The following is a 19660-nucleotide window of genomic DNA, read 5'->3' as shown; positions in this document are numbered from 1 at the left end:
GACAATTAGTGACGTACATCGCAACCTGAATAATGTTTAAAACCCGAACTGGTCTGCTGAGTTAAAATATTGTTATGGTTAGGCTGCGAGTTTGAGGGCTGCGATGATAATTAGTAATGATTTCAGGAGTAATACCTTGGATAAGGTCTGGTTAAAACGGTATCCGGCAGATGTGCCCGCAGAGATTGATGCCGATCGCTATTCGTCGTTGATCGAAATGTTTGAGCATGCCGTGCAGCGCTATGCCGATCAGCCCGCCTTTATCAACATGGGCGAGGTGATGACCTTCCGCAAACTGGAAGAACGCAGCCGGGCTTTCGCGGCTTACCTGCAAAATGAACTGGGCCTGAAGAAGGGCGACCGCGTCGCGCTGATGATGCCAAACCTGTTGCAATACCCCATCGCGCTGTTCGGCATTCTGCGCGCCGGCATGGTGGTGGTCAACGTCAACCCGCTGTATACCCCGCGCGAGCTGGAGCACCAGTTGAACGACAGCGGTGCCAGCGCCATCGTCATCGTCTCCAACTTTGCCCATACGCTGGAAAAAGTGGTGTTCAACACCCAGGTCAAACACGTGATCCTGACGCGCATGGGCGATCAGCTCTCGGCCGCCAAAGGCACGCTGGTCAACTTCGTGGTCAAGTACGTTAAGCGCCTGGTACCGAAATACAACCTGCCGGACGCCATTTCATTCCGCAGCGCGCTGCAGCGCGGCCGGCGTCTGCAATATGTGAAACCGGACATCATTAATGCCGATCTGGCCTTCCTGCAATACACCGGCGGCACCACCGGGGTGGCAAAGGGCGCGATGCTGACGCACCGCAACATGCAGGCCAACCTCGAGCAGGCCAAAGCCGCCTATTCGCCGCTGTTCCGTGAAGGGCAGGAACTGGTGGTGACGGCGTTGCCGCTCTACCATATTTTCGCGCTGACGGTGAACTGCCTGCTGTTTATCGACCTGGGCGGGCGCAATTTGCTGATCACCAACCCGCGCGATATTCCGGGGCTGGTGAAAGAACTCGGCAAATATCCGTTCACCGCCATGAGCGGGGTCAATACCTTGTTCAACGCGTTGCTGAACAACGAAGATTTCCACAAGCTCGATTTCTCTACGCTGCGTTTCTCGGTCGGCGGCGGCATGTCGGTCCAAAAAGCGGTGGCCGAGAAGTGGGAGAAAACCACCGGCAAACACCTGCTGGAAGGCTATGGCCTGACGGAGTGCGCGCCGCTGGTGGCCGGTAACCCTTACGATCTGAAACACTACAGCGGCAGTATCGGTTTGCCGGTGCCGTCGACGGACATTCGGCTGGTGGACGACAACGGTCAAGATGTGCCGCCGGGCGAACCCGGCGAACTGTGGGTCAAAGGGCCGCAAGTTATGTTAGGCTATTGGCAGCGCCCGGAAGCCACCGACGAAGTGCTGAAAGACGGCTGGCTGGCGACCGGTGATGTGGTGACCGTAGACGAGCAGGGGTTTGTGCGCATCGTCGATCGTAAGAAAGACATGATCCTGGTCTCCGGTTTCAACGTTTACCCGAACGAAATCGAGGACGTGGTCAGCCAGCATCCGAAGGTGCTGGAATGTGCGGCGATTGGCGTGCCCAGCGAAGTCTCCGGCGAAACGGTGAAGATCTGCGTGGTGAAGAAAGACGCTTCGCTGACCAAGGAAGAGCTGTTGACCCATTGCCGTCGCCACCTGACCGGGTATAAAGTGCCTAAAATTGTTGAGTTCCGCGATGAACTGCCGAAGTCGAACGTCGGCAAGATTTTGCGGCGAGAACTGCGCGATGAGCAAAAAACACCGAAGCCGGCCGATGCCGCCTAGGTGTCGCTCTCGCGTCTGACTATCAACAACGCCGGTGAATGCCGGCGTTGTTGTGTTTGAATCCTACAAGAGAATGATGTTTTGAATTATCAGTTGATCACTACCGATGCCGGATTGCAGCAGGTCTGCGAGCAGGCGAGAAAGCATGCCCAGATTGCGCTGGACACCGAGTTTGTCAGAACGCGCACCTACTATCCGCAGCTGGGCCTGATCCAGCTCTACGACGGTGAACAACTCTCCCTCATCGATCCTCTGCCGATCAAGCAATGGCAGCCGTTTGTCGACCTGCTGGCCGACACCGCCGTGGTGAAGTTCCTGCATGCCGGCAGTGAAGATCTCGAAGTGTTTCTCAACGCCTTTAAAACGCTGCCGACGCCGATGGTCGATACCCAGATCCTGGCGGCCTTTACCGGCCGGCCGCTCTCCTGTGGCTTCGCGACGCTGGTGGCGGAGTACATGAAGGTTGAGCTGGACAAGAGCGAGTCGCGCACCGACTGGCTGGCGCGTCCGCTGACTGAAAGGCAGTGCGTGTACGCGGCTGCCGACGTGTTCTATCTGCTGCCGATGGCCAAACAGCTGGTGCAGGAGACGGAAGAGGCCGGTTGGACCGCGGCGGCCAATAACGAGTGTCTGCTGCTGTGCCAGCGCCGTAGCGAGACGCTGGCGCCGGCATTGGCCTACCGCGAAATCAGCAACGCCTGGCAGCTGCGCCCGCGTCAGCTCGGTTGTCTGCAGAAGCTGGCGGAATGGCGGCTGCGCCAGGCACGCGAGCGCGATCTGGCGGTGAACTTCGTGGTGCGTGAGGAAAACTTGTGGCAGGTGGCGCGCTATATGCCGTCTTCGCTGGGAGAACTGGATTCGCTGGGCCTGAGCGGGCCGGAGATCCGTTATCACGGTAAAACGCTGCTGGCGCTGGTGGCGGAAGCCGAAGCGCTGGAAGAATCCGAGTTGCCGGCGCCGTTGGCTAACCTTATCGATCAGCCGGGCTACAAGAAGGTGTTCAAAGACATCAAGGCGGCGATCGCTGCCGTCAGCGAGCAAAGCGGGTTGAGCAGCGAACTGCTGGCATCCCGTCGCCAAATTAACCAATTGCTGAACTGGCATTGGAAACTGAAGGACGGCGAAAGTCGCCCTGAATTAATCAGCGGCTGGCGCGGCGATCTATTAATGGCACCGCTGCAGGACATCCTGAAAGATTATTAATCGCTGATTATCACCAGGGCAGGGTAGGGAAACTCTGCTCGGGTGAATATAGGCAGGAAATAATGCGTTGAAGGTAAATCTGGCCAGAATTTACTTTAAACGAGGCGGCGGCAAAGTTAATTGGGAATTGTCCCAAAGGGAAAAATCACTTTTTTGCTGGCGATAAAGCTTAATAACTGGATGCACATACAGTTACCCCCTGCATAAAATATACAGGGGGTAATTAATGCGTCGCAATCATTTAGCTGCTTCTTCCGATTCCGGTAATGTCACGTTAAGTTCAAGTACCGAAATATCGTCCCCTTTCTGCTCGAATTGCACGTGCAGCATTTCAGGATCGATCTGAATGTATTTGCAAATAACCGCCAGAATATCGCGTTTCAGATCAGGCAGATACGGGGGCTCACTGTCCCCGCGACGACGCTCTGCGACGATAATCTGCAGCCGTTCCTTGGCTATATTGGCTGTCTGTTTTTTGCGGGACAGAAAGAAGTCTAATAAGGCCATGGTTTATCCCCCAAAAAGGCGTTTCAGGAAACCCTTCTTCTCTTCTTCAATGAAGCGGAATGGGCGTTCTTCCCCCAACAAGCGGCAAACAGTATCGTCGTACGCCTTACCGGCGTCTGACTCGGCATCCAGAATGACAGGCTCACCCTGGTTGGAAGCGCGCAGCACGGACTGGTCTTCCGGAATCACACCCACCAGTGGAATGCGCAGGATTTCCAGCACGTCTTCCATGCTCAGCATGTCGCCACGGCTGACGCGGCCCGGGTTGTAACGGGTCAGCAGCAGGTGTTCCTTGATTGGCGATTCGCCTTTCTCGGCGCGGCGTGACTTGGAAGAGAGGATGCCCAGGATACGGTCGGAGTCGCGTACCGAAGACACTTCCGGGTTGGTGGTGATGATAGCTTCGTCGGCGAAGTACAGCGCCATCAGCGCACCGGTTTCGATACCGGCCGGTGAATCGCACACCACGAAGTCAAAATCCATCTCGCCGAGATCGTTGAGAATTTTTTCAACGCCTTCGCGGGTCAACGCGTCTTTGTCGCGCGTCTGCGAAGCAGGCAGGATATAGAGGTTTTCAGTGCGTTTGTCTTTGATCAACGCCTGATTCAGCGTGGCATCGCCCTGAATCACGTTCACGAAATCATACACTACCCGACGTTCGCAGCCCATGATCAGGTCAAGATTACGCAGGCCGATATCGAAATCGATCACGACGGTTTTCTTGCCTTTCTGGGCCAGGCCGGTAGCGATGGCCGCGCTCGAAGTGGTCTTGCCAACGCCCCCTTTACCCGATGTAACAACAATAATGCGTGCCATGAAATGGATTCCTTGTCAAAAGGGCTTAGTTTAAAGGTTGTATGGTTAAAGCGTTATCCAACAGGCTGAGTCGTACGGCCTGCCCGACGTAATCGGACGGGATTTGGTCGCTCAACCAGTACTGCCCTGCGATAGAGACTAGCTCAGCCGCCAGGTGGGTGCAAAAAATCTGACATTGCGTGTCGCCTGACGCGCCTGCCAGTGCGCGACCGCGCATCATGCCGTAGACATGAATGTTGCCGTCGGCAATCAATTCGGCGCCGGCGCTGACGCTGTTGGTCACGATAAGATCGCAGTTGCGGGCGTAAATCTGTTGGCCGGAACGGACAGGCGTGCTGATGATACGCGTTTTAGCGGGGGCGTTATCCGCCGCCACGGGCGCAGGCGCAGGCTCCGGCGCCGCCATCTTCTGGCCTTTGCCTTCGCTCAGCAGCGGCAGCCCGGCACGGGCTATCGCGCGCTTTTGACGCTCATCTCTGCAACCGCTGATACCCACAACGCGCAGACCTGCTGCCGCGACAGCCTGTTGAAGTTCTTTCCAGTTCGCATCGCCATCCAGCGTTGCGACGTTGATAACAACAGGGGCGTTTTTCAGAAAAGCGGGCGCTTGCTCAACTTTTTCCTGTAACGCCTGACGTATTACCTCAGGCTGCGAATTATGCAAATGAACAACCGATAGGGTAAAACTGCTGCCTTTTAGCTCAATTGGCGATTGTGACATCTATCCTGACTCAGTCTCAGCAACTTTAAATCCCCGGAATACCACTCGGGGTGCGATATTCCGATGTACTATAAGCATGTTATAGTCAGAGTTATATCCAGGCAAGACGCTCCCTCAATTAAATAGAGTTAAAAAAATGCTTTGTGTGATCTATAGAAGCCCGAAACGCGATCAAACTTATCTTTATGTCGAAAAAAAAGACGATTTCTCTCGTGTGCCGGAAGAGCTGATGAAAAGTTTCGGCGTGCCGCAATTCGCCATGATGCTTTCGCTCGATGAGCGCAAGAAATTGGCCTCGGCGGATATCGAAAAGGTGAAGCAGGCGTTGAAAGACGAAGGCTATTACCTGCAGTTCCCGCCGCCGGTAGAAAACCTGCTCAATCAGCATCTGGCGGGCGACAAGGCCTGAGACGGCGGCCACGGCCAGGGGAGGCGCGATGACACGTTCGGCGAGAAGAACCGTATTGGCCGCCTGGCTGGCGCTGGGCGGTGTGCTGATACCGGGCGCACCGCAGGCGGCACAGGAGGCGACGCTGGCGGCGAGCGGCCGGGATCCGGCGCAGTTTCCGGCGTATGTCGAGCAACTCAAGCGCCAGGCGCGGGAGCAGGGCATCAGCCAGAGCACCCTTGACCGTGCTTTTGCGCAAATACATTTCGTCGATCGGGTGATCAAGGCCGATCGCAATCAGCCGGAGCAGAAGATTACCCTGGATGACTACCTGCGGCGTGTAATGTCGCCCGCCAAGGTGCGCCAGGGGCGCGAACTGTACCGGCAGCGCCAGGCGCAATGGACGCGCGCCAGCGAGCGCTATCGGGTGCCGGGGCGCTATATCATCGCGCTGTGGGGCATGGAAAGCGCCTACGGTAAGATTCAGGGGCGGGAAGACGTGGTGTCCGCGCTGGCGACGCTGGCGTTTGAAGGGCGCCGCGAGGCCTTTTTCAGCCAGGAGCTGATGGCGGCGTTGCAGATAGTCGAGCAGGGGCACGTCGGCGATACGCCCCTGAAAGGCTCCTGGGCCGGCGCAATGGGGCAATGCCAGTTTATGCCGAGCTCTTTCTTGCGCTACGCGGCGGACGGCGACGGTGACGGGCGCATCGATATCTGGAACAACATTGATGATGTCTTCGCGTCTACGGCCAGTTATTTGTCCAAAGAAGGCTGGCAGGCCGGCATCGGCTGGGGGCGCGAGGTCAAATTGCCCGCCGGTTTCAATCGGGCCGAGCTGGGGTTGAAAGACGCGCAGGCGCGCAGCGTCAACGCCTGGCAACAACGCGGGGTGCGTCGTGCGGATGGCAGTGCCTTGCCGCACGCTGTTCAGCGCGGTTGGATCATCGCGCCGGATGATCTGCAGGGGCGGACGTTCCTGGTCTATGATAATTTTCGCACCCTCATGCACTGGAATCGCTCTTACTATTTCGCCCTCGCCGTGGGTATGATGGCGGACGCGATCGGGCATTGATCCGGCACACCAATAATCGGCTTGGCGCGCCAAGCCTCTACAGTTTGGGAGAAGCGGTATGTATCAACATAGAGACTGGCAGGGTTCGCTGCTCGATTTCCCGGTGAACAAGGTGGTCTGCGTCGGCAGTAACTACGCCGATCACATCAAGGAAATGGGCAGCGCGGTTTCCGTCGAGCCGGTGGTGTTCATCAAACCGGAAACGGCGCTGTGCGACATTCGCCAGCCGGTGGCCATCCCCAAAGAGTTCGGTGCGGTGCATCATGAGGTGGAGCTGGCGGTACTGATCGGCACGCCGTTGAAACAGGCCAACGAAGACCGCGTTGCGCGGGCGATCGCCGGCTACGGTGTGGCGCTCGATCTGACGCTGCGCGATCTGCAGGCGGGCTTTAAAAAAGCCGGTCAGCCTTGGGAAAAGGCCAAGGCCTTCGACGGTTCCTGCCCGATGTCGGGGTTTATCCCGGTGGCGGAATTCGGCGATCCGCAAAATGCCGAGCTGTCGCTGACCGTTAACGATCAACTGCGCCAGCAGGGTAATACGCGTGACATGATCACGCCGATCCTGCCGCTTATCAGCTACATGAGCCGTTTCTTCACGCTGCGCGCCGGCGACATCATTCTGACCGGCACGCCGCAGGGCGTGGGCCCGATGGCCTCCGGCGACATGCTGAAAATCAGCCTGAACGGCAAAACGCTCAGCACCCGCGTGATCTGATCTCTCTTGCCGCCGGCGCCGTCGGCGGCAAAGCTTGCATCTTGTGGCTAAAATGTCTATATAGTCCCCCCTCGAACCTGTGCGCAGGTGACTTATCCATTTACCGAAACCGGACGCTAACATGTCACAACTCGCTTTTTGGCAACAGAAAACGCTGGCGGAAATGTCAGAACAAGAGTGGGAATCGCTGTGCGACGGGTGCGGGCAATGCTGTTTGAATAAGCTGATCGACGAAGATACCGACGAGATTTATTTTACCAACGTAGCCTGCAACCAGCTCAACATCAAATCCTGCCAATGCCGTAACTATGAGCGGCGCTTCGAGCTGGAAGAGGACTGCATCAAACTGACGCGCGAGAACCTTACGACCTTCGATTGGTTGCCGCCGACCTGCGCCTATCGCCTGATCGGTGAAGGCAAACCGCTGTTCCCTTGGCACCCGCTGCTGAGTGGCTCCAAGGCGGCGATGCACGGCGAGCGCATCACGGTGCGGCATATCGCGGTGCGCGAGAGCGAAGTCGTGGACTGGCAGGATCATATCCTCAACAAGCCGGACTGGGCCAGGTAACGTCACCCGTTGGGCAGCAAGAGGGCGGCGTATTCAGACATTCCGCCCTCTGCGCTATTTATAGCGTTACCCACGGGCGTGGCGCTCATGACATAAGCCGTCACTTCATGCTTGTTTGTCGCGGCGGTGCCAGTTAGCCAGGTTTTTCAGCGGCTGCTTCACATAAGGGCTGGCCTTGATCAGGCTGAACAGCAGTTTATTCACCGCCGTACCCACTTTGTCCATCGGCCGGTCGATATCGAGAAACAGCACCGCACGCAGCTCGTCGGTGTCGTTGCGAACCTCGTGCTCGTAGGAATCATCAAACAGAATCACCTTTCCCTCATCCCAGTGCAGGATCTGATCGTCAACGCGGATCCACAGCTTTTCCCGATCCTTTGGCACGATCAACCCCAGGTGCGCACGCACCACGGCACGGGTCGGGCCCTTGTGGGGCACGATGTGATAGTGCGGTTTAAGAATCGAAAACATCGCGGTGCGCATGCCGGGGATCTCGCTGACCGCCTGTGCGGTGCGCGGGCAAATGGCGCAGTTCTCATCAACCCGCTGCCCGTAGACAAACAGCCCGAAGGTTTTCCAGTTATCCCCTTTAGAGATGCGTTTCTGATCCGGCGATATTTGGTGGAACGCGGGAATATCTTCCGGATGCTCCAGCAGCCGATCCAACTCCTCCCGAATTGCCGGCCAATGGGCTTCCAGCGTGGCCACCCAGTTAAATTCGTGATTACCGATCTGCGGCGTAGTCGAGATTAGCGAATGACGGGTCTGAAATTCGCCGTTCCAGCGCAGGAATCTTTTCCCGGCTTTAAGCAGCAGGCGGCGCAGGAGGGGCCGCTGAGATGCAGGGGGCAATGCGGTATCCGGCATAGAATCGTGTCCTTGATGTCATTGACGTTATGCAGTCAGCCAGAGACAGGGCCTGGCTCACCGTAAGAAAGGGTGAAAATCACAACGTCATTTAGCATAAGGAAAGCATCGCGAATGATTTTAATCATTAGTGCGCGAACGGTGAGCGGGGCTAGGGATAAAGGGGAAGGAAGGAAAAAAGCCCCTGCAAAGATGAGGGGCAAGACACACAACAACACCAGGGAAATCGGTAATACTCACTTTGCCGATACTATAAGGATTTTATGGGCAAACTTCACCAAAATATTGTGCTCTGAATGTGACAAAGACGCAGCGGTTCATAAGTAACGGTAATTTATTGCTGCCCGAAGGCCGAAAGGAAAGCGCTGGCGCCGCCTGTTTTTGCCCGACGATATCGCAGAAGTTTAATGTTATGTAAATTACACGCTTAACTGAACCGGAATGCTTCTTTTTAAACGATAAGTTGGGTAATTTGGCCACTCTCCCGCATGTTCGAGAGTATAACAATGAAAATGATCCGTCTGTTTGCCGTGGCTGGAGCGCTGATTGTGCTCGTTTATTTCCTTACACATACCTGAAATGGGGTTATCTCTGAATTTGACCGCAATACCCTAAAAAAACGGCGCCTTTCGGCGCCGTTTTTTGCTTGTCTGCCGATCAGCGGCCGAACAGGTCGCGGCGACGTGGGCGAACAAATTGTGCGATCAGCACAATCAGCGCCACCAGCAGATAGGCGCCGAAGATGCCGACCAGCCACTGTGGCATTTCCAACGTCAGGAACTGCCATTGGCGCACGGAGCAGTCGCCGGAAGCGTGGAATACCGCCGGCAGCCATTTATCCAGCGGCAGCCAAGAAGGGAAGCTGACGAAAAAGTCGCAGGTGTTGAACGGAGAAGGGTGCAACTGGATCATGGTGTGCTTCCATGCCAGCTGTACGCCTTCCCAGGCGCTGTAAATCCACAGCAAGATGGCCGCGTAGCGCAGTGGGGTTTTCGGCGCGATGGCGCCCACCAGCGAGGCGCCGAGGATGCCGAACAGCGCGCAACGCTCGTAAATGCACATGACGCAGGGCTGCAGCAGCATAACGTGCTGGAAATAGAGCGCGACCAGTTCCAACACCAACGCTGTCAGGGCCATCAGCAGCCAGGCGCCGCGTCCTTGTGAACAGCGGTTAAAGAATTGCAACATATCTAGATTCTTCCATGCAGTAAGCAATTGAACCGGCAGTGTAAACCAATTCCTTCTCGCTGCCAGCCACCTGGGCCGGATTCAGCGTAAAAATAGTCGGTTCACCCTGCCGACGCCGCCTTAGTGACCGACGGCGTCGATGGGCGGCAGCGCCAGCCAATGCCACTGCGTCAGCAGCTCGGTCGCCGGCTCCAGCGTGAACTGAACGCACAGCAGACCGACCACCGTCAGTACCACCGTATAAGGCAAGGCCATCCACACCATGCGGCCATACGACAGACGCACCAGCGGCGCCAATGCCGACGTCAGCAGGAACAGGAACGCGGCCTGGCCGTTAGGGGTGGCGACCGAAGGCAGGTTGGTGCCGGTATTGATGGCAACCGCCAGCAGCTCAAACTGTTTCAGCGCGATGGTGCCGGTCTCCAGCGCCGTGCGCGCCTCGTTGATGTAAACCGTGCCGACGAACACGTTGTCGGAAACCGACGACAGCAGGCCGTTGAACAGGTAGAACAGCGAAAGCTGAGAGGCGGGGTCGGCGCGCAGCACAAACTGGATCACCGGGCTGAACAGGTGCTGCTCGATGATGACCGCGACCACGGTGAAGAACACCGTCAGCAGGGCGGTGAACGGCAGCGCTTCCTGGAACGCTTTGCCGATGGCGTGCTCGTCGTTTACGCCGCACAGGGAAGTGGCGAGGATGATCACCGACAGGCCGATCAGCCCAACCTCCGCCAGATGGAAGGCCAGCGCCAGCACCAGCCAAACGCCGATCAGCGCCTGCATCACCAGCTTGAGGCGTTCTTGCCTGCTGCGGCCGGCGGTGGCTTTGCGATCATACTCTTTCAGTACGTCGCGCACTGCCGCCGGCAACTGCGCGCCATAGCCAAACAGGCGAAAACGCTCTACCAGCCAACAGACCAGCAGGCCGCACACCAACACCGGCAGCGTGACCGGCGCCATACGCAGGAAGAAATCGATAAAACCCCAGCCCGCGCTTTTGGCGATGATCAGGTTTTGCGGCTCGCCCACCATGGTCATGACTCCGCCGAGCGCGGTGCCGACGCCGGCGTGCATCAGCAGGCTGCGCAGAAAGGCGCGGAATTGTTCCAGCGTTTGCTTGCGCTCTTCACCGGTGAAATCGCTGTCATCGCCGATGTCGCCATCGGGGCGATTCGACGTCACGTTGTGATAGATGGAATAAAAGCCGGTGGCCACACTAATCACTACCGCCACGACCGTCAGCGCGTCGAGGAAGGCGGAAAGGAAGGCGGCGGCCAGGCAGAACGCCAGCGACAGCAGCGTTTTTGACCGGATGTTGAGCAGCAGCTTGGTGAACACGAACAGCAGCAGCTGCTTCATAAAGTAGATGCCGGCGACCATAAAGACCAGCAGCAGCAAGACTTCCAGGTTATGTTCGATTTCCTGCGAGACCTGCGCCGGGCTGGTCATGCCGATGGCCACCGCCTCCAGCGCCAGCAGGCCGCCCGGCAGCAGCGGGTAGCATTTCAACGCCATTGCCAGGGTAAAGATGAACTCGACCACCAGCAGCCAACCCGCGACAAACGGGCTGGCGAAGAAGAACACCAAGGGGTTGACCGCCAGGAAAATGAGAATAGTCAGTTTGTACCAGTCGGGAGATTGCCCCAGAAAGTTTTTGAGCAGGGCGCTGCGCAGGGTTGTTTCCATTGTCCTTTATGCATCCTTAAATCAGTCGTAGCACGTACCCTAACAATGCGGCGGGGGCGGGCGCAACCGGAGCTTGTTTTACGGCGGCAAATTTCTGCCGGCCGGTGTTTTTGCGCGTTTTTTGCCACTTTATGCACACTTTCGTTTATTGTTTTTCGCTCACGCTATGTCATGTCAGCACGATCTGGTATGATGAGCTGATTACTTTTACTGATTTTATCGTCGCAACGGAACGTCAAACACATGGTCATAAAGGCGCAGAGTCCTGCCGGTTTCGCGGAAGAGTACATTATTGAGAGTATTTGGAATAATCGCTTCCCCCCTGGCTCTATTTTGCCCGCGGAGCGTGAGCTTTCGGAGTTGATTGGCGTCACGCGCACCACGTTACGTGAAGTGTTGCAACGTCTGGCCCGCGATGGCTGGTTGACCATTCAGCATGGCAAACCGACCAAAGTGAACAATTTCTGGGAAACGTCCGGCCTCAATATCCTTGAGACCGTGGCCCGTCTCGATCACAAGAGCGTCCCGCAGCTGATTGACAACCTGCTGTCGGTGCGCACCAATATCGCGTCGATCTTTATTCGCGCCGCGGTGCGCAATCATCCGGAACAGGCCCAGGAAGTGCTGGCGAAGGCCGCCGAGGTAGAAGATCAGGCGGACGCTTTCAATCTGCTCGATTACGAGATCTTCCGCGGCCTGGCGTTCGCTTCCGGCAACCCGATCTACGGCCTGATTTTCAACGGCCTGAAAGGGCTGTACACCCGCGTGGGCCGTTACTACTTCTCCAACCCGGAAGCGCGCAAGCTGGCGCTGACCTTCTACAGCAAGCTGTCCACGCTGTGCCATGAGAAGCTGTACGACCAGGTGATGGATACCGTGCGCAACTACGGTAAAGACAGCGGGGCGATTTGGCAGAGCATGCAGGGCACCATGCCGAGCGATCTGACTGAAGCGCGTCGCTAATCGCGTATTCATGAAATAAGAAAGGGCGCCATTTGGCGCCCTTTGTCGTTGTGGCGGTTACAGCGGCGTCGGCCGCGGCGGGCAACGATCGAGCAACTCCACGCTGCCATCTTCGTTTTGCTGCTCGAGGATCACGTCGAAGCCCCACAGGCGATGCAGGTGCTTCAACACATCGCGGCGGCTCTTATCCAGCGGTGCGCGTTCCTGCGGGATGTAACGCAACGTCAGCGAGCGGTCGCCGCGCAGGTCCACGTTCCAGATCTGAATGTTCGGCTCATGGTTGCTCAGGTTGTATTGCGCTGACAGCTCCTGGCGGATCGCCCGGTAACCGGCTTCGTTATGGATCGCGGCAATCTCCAGATAGTTGTTGCGATCGTCGTCCAGCACGGTGAACAACCGGAAATCGCGCATCACTTTGGGCGACAGGAACTGGCTGATAAAGCTCTCGTCCTTGAAGTCGCGCATGGCGAAGTGCAAGGTGTCCAGCCAGTCTTTGCCGGCGATGTCCGGGAACCAGTAGCGGTCTTCTTCGGTCGGTGATTGGCAGATGCGCTTGATGTCCTGGAACATGGCGAAGCCCAGCGCATACGGGTTGATGCCGTTATAGTACGGGCTGTTATAGGGCGGCTGATACACCACGTTAGTGTGGCTGTGCAAAAACTCCAGCATAAACCGCTCGGTCACCCGACCCTCGTCGTACAGATGGTTGAGGATGGTGTAGTGCCAGAAAGTGGCCCAGCCCTCGTTCATCACCTGAGTCTGCTTTTGCGGGTAAAAATACTGGCTGACCTTGCGCACGATGCGCAGCACCTCACGCTGCCAGGGTTCCAACAGCGGCGCATTCTTCTCGATGAAATAGAGGATATTTTCCTGCGGCTCGCTCGGATAGCGGCGCGCCTGCTCCGGCGACTCTTCGCGTTCGACGCGCGGCAGGGTCTTCCACAGCGTGTTCACCTGGCTTTGCAGATACTCTTCGCGGCTTTTTTGGCGCGCTTTCTCTTCTACCAGGGAGATTTTCTGCGGGCGTTTGTACCTGTCAACGCCGTAGTTCATCAGCGCGTGGCAGGAGTCCAGCAGCCGCTCCACTTCATCGACGCCGTAGCGCTCTTCGCACTGGCTGATGTAGTGGCGGGCGAACAGCAGATAATCGACGATGGAGCTGGCATCGGTCCAGCTGCGGAACAGATAGTTATTCTTGAAGAACGAGTTGTGGCCATAGCAGGCGTGCGCCATCACCAGCGCCTGCATGGTGATGGTGTTCTCCTCCATCAGGTAGGCGATGCAGGGATTGGAGTTGATGACGATCTCATACGCCAGCCCTTGCTGGCCCTGCTTGTAGCGCTGTTCGGTTTCGATGAATTTCTTACCGAAGGACCAATGGGTATAGTTGATCGGCATGCCGACGCTCGAATAGGCGTCCATCATCTGCTCAGAGGTGATCACCTCGATCTGATGGGGGTAGGTGTCGAGCCGGTAATGCTTGGCGACGCGGTCGATCTGCTCCAAATACACCTGCAGCAGTTCGAACGTCCAGTCCGGTCCATCGCTCAGACGTTTATCATCTTTAACCTTTTCATGTGTTGAAGTAGTCATCAGCGCACCCTCATTATTCACGGGTCTTGCTCAAACGGCAGGCCCTGTAACAAGCATAGTTCAAGTCATAATTAACCGTTGCAAATCAGTGAAATAAAAAGTCTGGTACGGAAAGGAGCGAACGATGGCCAATTCGGCGTCGCGTCCGTCCCGGCTGAAGGCGGCGCAGCACCTCGCTTCTTCTCCGAGTATAGCCCTGCGGCAGGGGGGCGCAACACATTGCTGCTGCGCGATAGGGATTGAAAATTGTTATGTTATATTGTAACTTTTCGTTTTCTCAATAACGGACAAGGAGCATCTTTTGGCGAGGCATTTTGGCAAATTGGCGGTGGCGCTGGCCGCGTTGTTCATCGGCGGGCAAGCGCTTGCCCACGGGCATCATTCACATGGCAAACCGCTGACGGAAGTTGAAAAAAAGGCGGAGGCGGGCGTGTTCGACGATAAAGACGTCAAAGACCGCAACCTGGCGGATTGGGAGGGCGTGTGGCAATCCGTGTACCCTTATCTGCTCAATGGGGAGCTCGATCCGGTGTTCAAGAAGAAGGCGGCGCAGGATAAGAGCAAGACCTTCGCAGAAGTGAAGGCCTATTACCGCAAAGGGTACGCCACCGACGTGGATACCATCGGCATTGAGAACGGCGTCATGGAATTTCACCGCGGCGACCAATCCAGCGCCTGCCGGTATAAGTACGCCGGGCATAAGATCCTGACGTATGTCTCAGGTAAAAAGGGCGTACGTTACCTGTTCGAATGCCAGGATGCCGGCAGCCTGGCGCCGAAATTCGTGCAGTTCAGCGATCACATTATCGGCCCGCGCAAATCGGCGCACTTCCATATCTTTATGGGCAACACATCGCAAGAGGCGTTGCTGAAAGAGATGGACAATTGGCCGACCTATTACCCATTCCAGCTGCAGACCAAAGAAGTCGTGGACGAGATGCTGCACCATTGATGCCGCTCGCTCACGCAGGTATAAGCCCACTCATGTGGGCTTATAGTCAGTCAAACGGCCTGATTTGCAAGTAATCGTCCGTCACTTCCATTTCAAACAACGTTTCATCCGCCAACAAAGTCGCGCGCATTCGCTCCCGGGCTTGCCGGTAGCGCTCATCCAACTGAATATCACCGGCGTTTTCCCATGCGGCGCGGTTTGGCCACTGCGCATAGCCGATAAACTGCCCGCCCACATCCCGATGCAGGCGTGATCCGAGGCTGCCGCGCTGCAGATAGATGCCCTGGGTCAACTCAAGCCAGGCCTGGCGAAAGCTTTGTTCGTGTCCGGGTTTGACTGAGAACTGGTAGATAGCGATAAACATAAGGAACTCCCCAGAAGAACGACAGTGTGAACTTTAGGATCTGCTTTGGGTTTTAACGTTCATATCGTGCTGCAGCATTCAAAATAAATGGGTGCGGCTAAGGCGATCGGCCGTTTTATTCCAGTAGCAAATATAAGGTTAATTTTTGCCGAAATTTTACGCGATTTTTCTGCTGCGGGGAGAGGGAACTCTTTTTGTCTGTTGTGTTGGTATTTTTTGTTTTATTAGTTTTTTATTCTGACTATGTGTTTAGCGGTATTTTTATATTCTGTTAAATCATTGTTGCTTGCCATGCCTTTTTTCTTTGCTGTCACTGATAGCATTGCTATCGATTCAGTGGCGGTTTGACGTCATATTCCGCCTTAAACGGCATCTTATCGCTATTTACGCGCGGCTATTGCAAATGCAGGGCCCATCGACGATAAATTAATTGTGAATATTGTCACGTTTGATGACGAAGTTGTTGGACGGATTTTTTCACTGAGTTAATTTCCTGTAAGCAGAAGATTATGCTTTGTGAAGCCTTGGGCTGGAGTCAGCGATGCGAGTGGTAATTTTAGGTAGTGGAGTGGTGGGCGTAGCCAGTGCTTGGTATTTGGCGAAGGCGGGGCATGAGGTGACGGTGATCGATCGTCAGCCTGGCCCTGCATTGGAAACCAGCGCGGCGAACGCCGGGCAGATTTCACCGGGCTATGCCGCTCCCTGGGCGGCGCCGGGCGTGCCGCTGAAGGCCATCAAGTGGATGTTTCAACGCCATGCGCCGTTGGCGATCCGTCTTGACGGCAGCAGTTTCCAGCTTAACTGGATGTGGCAGATGCTGAAAAACTGCAACACCGAACACTACATGACCAACAAAGGCCGTATGGTGCGCCTGGCGGAATACAGCCGCGACTGCATCAAGGCGCTGCGGCAGGAAACCGGTATCCAGTACGAAGGCCGCCAGGGCGGCACGCTGCAGCTGTTCCGCACCCAGCAACAGTTTGAAAACGCGGCGAAAGACATTGCGGTATTGGAAGATGCCGGGGTGCCTTACAAACTGCTGGAGGCTAGCCAGCTCGCCAGCGTTGAGCCGGCGCTGGCCCAGGTAGCGCACAAGTTGACCGGCGGCCTGCAGCTGCCGAACGACGAGACCGGCGATTGCCAGCTGTTTACGCAACAGCTGGCGAAGATGGCAGAGCAGGCGGGCGTGACCTTCCTGTTCAACCGCAGCGTCGATCGCCTGTTGGTGGAGGGCGACAAGATCGCCGGCGTGCAGTGCGGCGCAGAAGTGTTTAAGGCCGATAGTTACGTGGTGGCGTTCGGTTCGTACTCCACGGCACTGCTGCGCGGCCTGGTGTCGATACCGGTTTACCCGCTGAAGGGGTATTCGCTGACTATCCCTATCACAGACGAAGCGGCGGCGCCGTTCTCAACGGTGCTGGACGAGACATACAAAATCGCCATCACGCGCTTCGACCAGCGTATTCGCGTTGGCGGCATGGCCGAGATCGTCGGTTTCAATACACAGCTGGAGCAAAAACGGCGCGAAACGCTGGAGATGGTGGTGCGCGATCTCTACCCGAACGGGGGCAGAGTGGAAGACGCAACGTTCTGGACCGGTCTGCGCCCGATGACGCCGGACGGCACCCCAATCGTCGGCCGCACTTCGTTGAAGAACCTGTACCTCAATACCGGGCATGGCACGTTGGGCTGGACGATGGCCTGCGGTTCCGGGCAGTTGTTGTCCGATCTGATGTCTGGCATTACGCCAGCGATCCCTTCCGATGATCTGGCGGTGGCGCGTTACAGCGCCGGGTTTCGTCAGCAACACTCGGTGCCGCTGAACGACGTGCATCCCGCACGTTAATCGTCAACTCTGTCATAGACTTAACCGGCCACGCGCAGGCGCGCGTGGCCGCTGTACGCTGCCCCAAGGAGAATCGATGCCCCGTCCCATAACCGCCACGATGCATCTCGGCGCGATTGAAAATAACCTGCAGGTGGTGCGCCGCTTTGCCCCCGGCGCCAAAATCTGGGCGGTGGTCAAGGCCAACGCCTATGGCCACGGCATCAAACACGTTTGGCGCAGCATGGCACAAACCGATGGCTTCGCCATGCTGGATCTGGCCGAAGCGGTACTGTTGCGCGAGTCGGGTTGGCAAGGGCCGATTCTACTGTTGGAAGGTTTCTTCCAGCCGCAGGATCTGGCGTTGCTCGATCGCTATCGCCTGACGACGGCGGTGCACAGCGACTGGCAGCTGGCGGCGATCGCCGACGCCACGCTGAGCGTACCGCTCAATGTTTATCTGAAAGTGAACAGCGGCATGAATCGGTTGGGGTTTGCACCCGAACGGCTACGCGAGGTGTGGCAAAGGGCGCAGGCGGTTGCCAATATCGGCGAGCTTACGCTGATGAGCCATTTCGCCACCGCCGACGGCCCGGAAGGCGTGACCCAGCAGATGGCCACCATCGAGGCGGCGGCTACCGACATACCGCTGCCGCGCTGCCTGGCCAACTCGGCAGCCACGCTGTGGCATCCTTCAACCCACGAGAGCTGGATTCGCCCAGGGATCGTTCTGTATGGCGCTTCGCCGAGCGGTTGCTGGGATGATGTTGCGGCGACGGGGTTGCAGCCGGCCATGACGCTGAGCAGCGAGATCATCGGCATTCAGCAGCTGAAATCTGGCGATCGCGTGGGTTACGGTGGCCGTTACAGCGCCGCAGGCGCGCAGCGTATCGGCGTGGTGGCCTGCGGTTACGCCGACGGCTATCCGCGTCATGCGCCTACCGGTACGCCGGTATGGGTGGATGGCGTGCTGACGCGCACGTTGGGAACGGTATCGATGGATATGCTGGCGGTGGACCTGACGCCCTGTCCGCAAGTCGAACTGGGCGCCGAGGTGGAGCTGTGGGGGAAACGCCTGCCGGTGGACGAGGTGGCCGCGGCGGCAGGGACGTTAGGCTATGAGCTGTTGTCGGCGTTAGCGGCGCGGGTGCCGGTCGTCACCGAAGCCTGAGCCGCCGCTCAGGCAACTTTTCTAATCTGCCCCTTAATCTGCTTGCTGAGTCGCCGCGCATGCAGCGCCAGCAGGCAGCCCGCCAGCATCACCAACGCCAGCGACAGCTTAGGTTGCAGCGGCAACGCCATCGCCACCAGACCCAGCGCGGCGCCGCCCGCCATCTGCACGAAACCAACCAGGGCTGACGCGACGCCGGCCTCATTGGAATACGGCTCCAGCGCGTAGCTGGTGGCCGGGCCCATCACGAACGCTAACCCAGCGCAGGCGCTGGCAACCGGCAGCATATACGCCAGCCAGTGCGCTTGCGCCGTCGCGGGCAGCAGCATGACGCCCAGCAGCAGGCCCAGACAGCCCAGCCCCATCAAAATACCGCCGGTCGCCAGACAAACCGGGCGGCCGACCTTGTGAATAATGCGGTTGGCGAAGAAACTGACCAGCATGATCCAGAAACCGTTGGCGCCGAACACCAAAGAGAATTGCAGCGGGGTCAGGCCGGCGGTGCCCATCAGCACATTCGGTGCCAGAGAAACGTAAGTCAGCGCCATGCCCATCGCTCCGGAGTTCACCACCGCAAAGGAGAGGAAGCGCCGTTCGCTGAGGATGCGCGCGTATTGGCGCACCGGCAGCCCTTTGACTGGCACGGTATCAGCGGGGCGGGTTTCCGGCAGGCGCAGCGCGATGAGCACCAACACCAGCAGCGCATAGCCAACCAGGAACCAGAAAGGCGCGCGCCAGCCGAAGGCTTCGGCGAGCAGGCCACCGAGCAGCGGCGCCAGCGCTGGGATGATGTTCAGCGTGCCGTTGAGAAAACCGAAAGCGCGGGCGGCATCGTCGCCATTCAGGCGATCGCGCACGCCGCTGAAGGCGACGACGGCGGTGCAGCAAACCGCTACCCCTTGCAGCAGACGCGAAGCGATGAATACCGTCGGACTGGTGGCCAGCGCAGCCATCGCGGCACCGATCATATAGAGGATAATGCCGGCCAGCGCCACCGGCTTGCGGCCATAGTTATCCACCAGTGGGCCGGCAATGATCTGGCCGAGGCCGAGCACCAGGATAAACAGTGAAATGGTGGATTGGATTAGCGCTTCACTGCTGCCCAGGCCGACGGCAATGGCGGGAATGGTCGGCAGGTAAAGATCGATGCCTAATGGGCCGAGCAGCACCAGGCTGAGAAGCATAAACAGAAACTTTTGCATAACAGGAAAGGCACGTCCGAGTGACAAAGAGGGC

Annotated in this window: 19 protein-coding genes; 10 read left to right on the top strand and 9 right to left on the bottom strand. The window is 57.4% G+C overall.

The window, feature by feature from the left end; all coding sequences use genetic code 11:
• The first annotated feature begins 136 nt into the window (after window positions 1–136).
• Both fadD and rnd read left to right on the top strand, forming a co-directional pair.
• Window positions 137–1825 (top strand): long-chain-fatty-acid--CoA ligase FadD, encoded by a 1689-nt coding sequence (fadD, locus tag ACJ8HT_RS07705; RefSeq protein WP_197652950.1) that lies wholly within the window; start codon window positions 137–139, stop codon window positions 1823–1825.
• Window positions 1826–1906: 81 nt separating this feature from the next.
• Window positions 1907–3028: a ribonuclease D gene (gene rnd / locus ACJ8HT_RS07700; protein WP_038877158.1), complete on the top strand. Its 1122-nt coding sequence runs from the start codon at window positions 1907–1909 to the stop codon at window positions 3026–3028.
• Between the two features lie 237 nt (window positions 3029–3265).
• Here rnd and minE read toward each other — a convergent pair whose 3' ends face one another.
• Genes minE through minC form a run of 3 tightly spaced genes read right to left on the bottom strand, consistent with a single transcriptional unit; the run spans window position 3266 to window position 5072 of the window.
• Complete coding sequence (minE, locus tag ACJ8HT_RS07695) at window positions 3266–3535, bottom strand: cell division topological specificity factor MinE (protein ID WP_004932303.1); 270 nt, start codon at window positions 3533–3535, stop codon at window positions 3266–3268.
• 3 nt (window positions 3536–3538) lie between these two features.
• Window positions 3539–4351, bottom strand: a complete 813-nt coding sequence (gene minD, locus ACJ8HT_RS07690) for a septum site-determining protein MinD (RefSeq protein ID WP_016927452.1) — start codon at window positions 4349–4351, stop codon at window positions 3539–3541.
• 25 nt (window positions 4352–4376) lie between these two features.
• A complete protein-coding gene (gene minC, locus ACJ8HT_RS07685; RefSeq protein ID WP_060423893.1) occupies window positions 4377–5072 on the bottom strand; it encodes a septum site-determining protein MinC in 696 nt (231 codons plus the stop codon).
• Window positions 5073–5208: 136 nt separating this feature from the next.
• Between minC and ACJ8HT_RS07680 the strand changes: the two genes are divergently transcribed.
• From ACJ8HT_RS07680 to ACJ8HT_RS07665, 4 genes are all read left to right on the top strand, one after another.
• Window positions 5209–5481 (top strand): YcgL domain-containing protein, encoded by a 273-nt coding sequence (locus ACJ8HT_RS07680; protein WP_004932294.1) that lies wholly within the window; start codon window positions 5209–5211, stop codon window positions 5479–5481.
• A 28-nt stretch (window positions 5482–5509) separates the two neighbouring features.
• Window positions 5510–6532, top strand: coding sequence for a lytic murein transglycosylase (locus ACJ8HT_RS07675; protein WP_060439784.1), 1023 nt, complete (start codon window positions 5510–5512; stop codon window positions 6530–6532).
• 58 nt (window positions 6533–6590) lie between these two features.
• On the top strand, window positions 6591–7247 hold the full coding sequence (locus ACJ8HT_RS07670; RefSeq protein WP_004932286.1) for a fumarylacetoacetate hydrolase family protein: 657 nt from the start codon (window positions 6591–6593) through the stop codon (window positions 7245–7247).
• A 121-nt stretch (window positions 7248–7368) separates the two neighbouring features.
• The gene (locus ACJ8HT_RS07665; protein ID WP_025159803.1) at window positions 7369–7815 is read left to right on the top strand and encodes a YcgN family cysteine cluster protein; all 447 of its coding nucleotides are present in this window, start codon (window positions 7369–7371) and stop codon (window positions 7813–7815) included.
• A gap of 105 nt (window positions 7816–7920) precedes the next feature.
• Here the strand turns inward: ACJ8HT_RS07665 and ACJ8HT_RS07660 are convergent, their stop codons facing one another.
• The 3 genes from ACJ8HT_RS07660 to nhaB all read right to left on the bottom strand — a co-directional run bounded on the left by ACJ8HT_RS07660 (window position 7921) and on the right by nhaB (window position 11556).
• Window positions 7921–8682, bottom strand: a complete 762-nt coding sequence (locus ACJ8HT_RS07660) for an aspartyl/asparaginyl beta-hydroxylase domain-containing protein (RefSeq protein WP_194573104.1) — start codon at window positions 8680–8682, stop codon at window positions 7921–7923.
• Window positions 8683–9339: 657 nt separating this feature from the next.
• Window positions 9340–9870 (bottom strand): disulfide bond formation protein DsbB, encoded by a 531-nt coding sequence (gene dsbB / locus ACJ8HT_RS07655; RefSeq protein WP_004932277.1) that lies wholly within the window; start codon window positions 9868–9870, stop codon window positions 9340–9342.
• Window positions 9871–9990: 120 nt separating this feature from the next.
• A complete protein-coding gene (nhaB, locus tag ACJ8HT_RS07650; RefSeq protein ID WP_197652949.1) occupies window positions 9991–11556 on the bottom strand; it encodes a sodium/proton antiporter NhaB in 1566 nt (521 codons plus the stop codon).
• Between the two features lie 243 nt (window positions 11557–11799).
• Between nhaB and fadR the strand changes: the two genes are divergently transcribed.
• Window positions 11800–12519 (top strand): fatty acid metabolism transcriptional regulator FadR, encoded by a 720-nt coding sequence (gene fadR / locus ACJ8HT_RS07645; RefSeq protein ID WP_025303107.1) that lies wholly within the window; start codon window positions 11800–11802, stop codon window positions 12517–12519.
• A 57-nt stretch (window positions 12520–12576) separates the two neighbouring features.
• Here fadR and ACJ8HT_RS07640 read toward each other — a convergent pair whose 3' ends face one another.
• Window positions 12577–14112 (bottom strand): SpoVR family protein, encoded by a 1536-nt coding sequence (locus ACJ8HT_RS07640; RefSeq protein WP_004932268.1) that lies wholly within the window; start codon window positions 14110–14112, stop codon window positions 12577–12579.
• Window positions 14113–14413: 301 nt separating this feature from the next.
• On the opposite strand from ACJ8HT_RS07640, the gene zinT reads away from it, so the two are divergent.
• A complete protein-coding gene (zinT, locus tag ACJ8HT_RS07635) occupies window positions 14414–15064 on the top strand; it encodes a metal-binding protein ZinT (protein WP_174135058.1) in 651 nt (216 codons plus the stop codon).
• Window positions 15065–15110: 46 nt separating this feature from the next.
• Here zinT and ACJ8HT_RS07630 read toward each other — a convergent pair whose 3' ends face one another.
• Window positions 15111–15428, bottom strand: coding sequence for an antibiotic biosynthesis monooxygenase family protein (locus ACJ8HT_RS07630; RefSeq protein ID WP_194573107.1), 318 nt, complete (start codon window positions 15426–15428; stop codon window positions 15111–15113).
• 541 nt (window positions 15429–15969) lie between these two features.
• Here ACJ8HT_RS07630 and ACJ8HT_RS07625 point away from each other — a divergent pair.
• Window positions 15970–17274 (top strand): D-amino acid dehydrogenase, encoded by a 1305-nt coding sequence (locus ACJ8HT_RS07625; protein WP_123895151.1) that lies wholly within the window; start codon window positions 15970–15972, stop codon window positions 17272–17274.
• A gap of 76 nt (window positions 17275–17350) precedes the next feature.
• Window positions 17351–18424, top strand: coding sequence for a catabolic alanine racemase DadX (gene dadX / locus ACJ8HT_RS07620; RefSeq protein WP_197652948.1), 1074 nt, complete (start codon window positions 17351–17353; stop codon window positions 18422–18424).
• Between the two features lie 8 nt (window positions 18425–18432).
• Here dadX and ACJ8HT_RS07615 read toward each other — a convergent pair whose 3' ends face one another.
• Entirely contained in the window at window positions 18433–19626 is a 1194-nt protein-coding gene (locus tag ACJ8HT_RS07615; protein ID WP_049201681.1) for a multidrug effflux MFS transporter, read from the bottom strand.
• Window positions 19627–19660 lie beyond the last annotated feature (34 nt).

The sequence above is a fragment of the Serratia sp. CY44782 genome, assembly GCF_052168715.1.
Lineage (GTDB): Bacteria > Pseudomonadota > Gammaproteobacteria > Enterobacterales > Enterobacteriaceae > Serratia > Serratia nevei.
The sequence above is the reverse complement of the archived record's forward strand: the minus strand, read 5'-3'. Positions and strand labels throughout refer to the sequence as shown.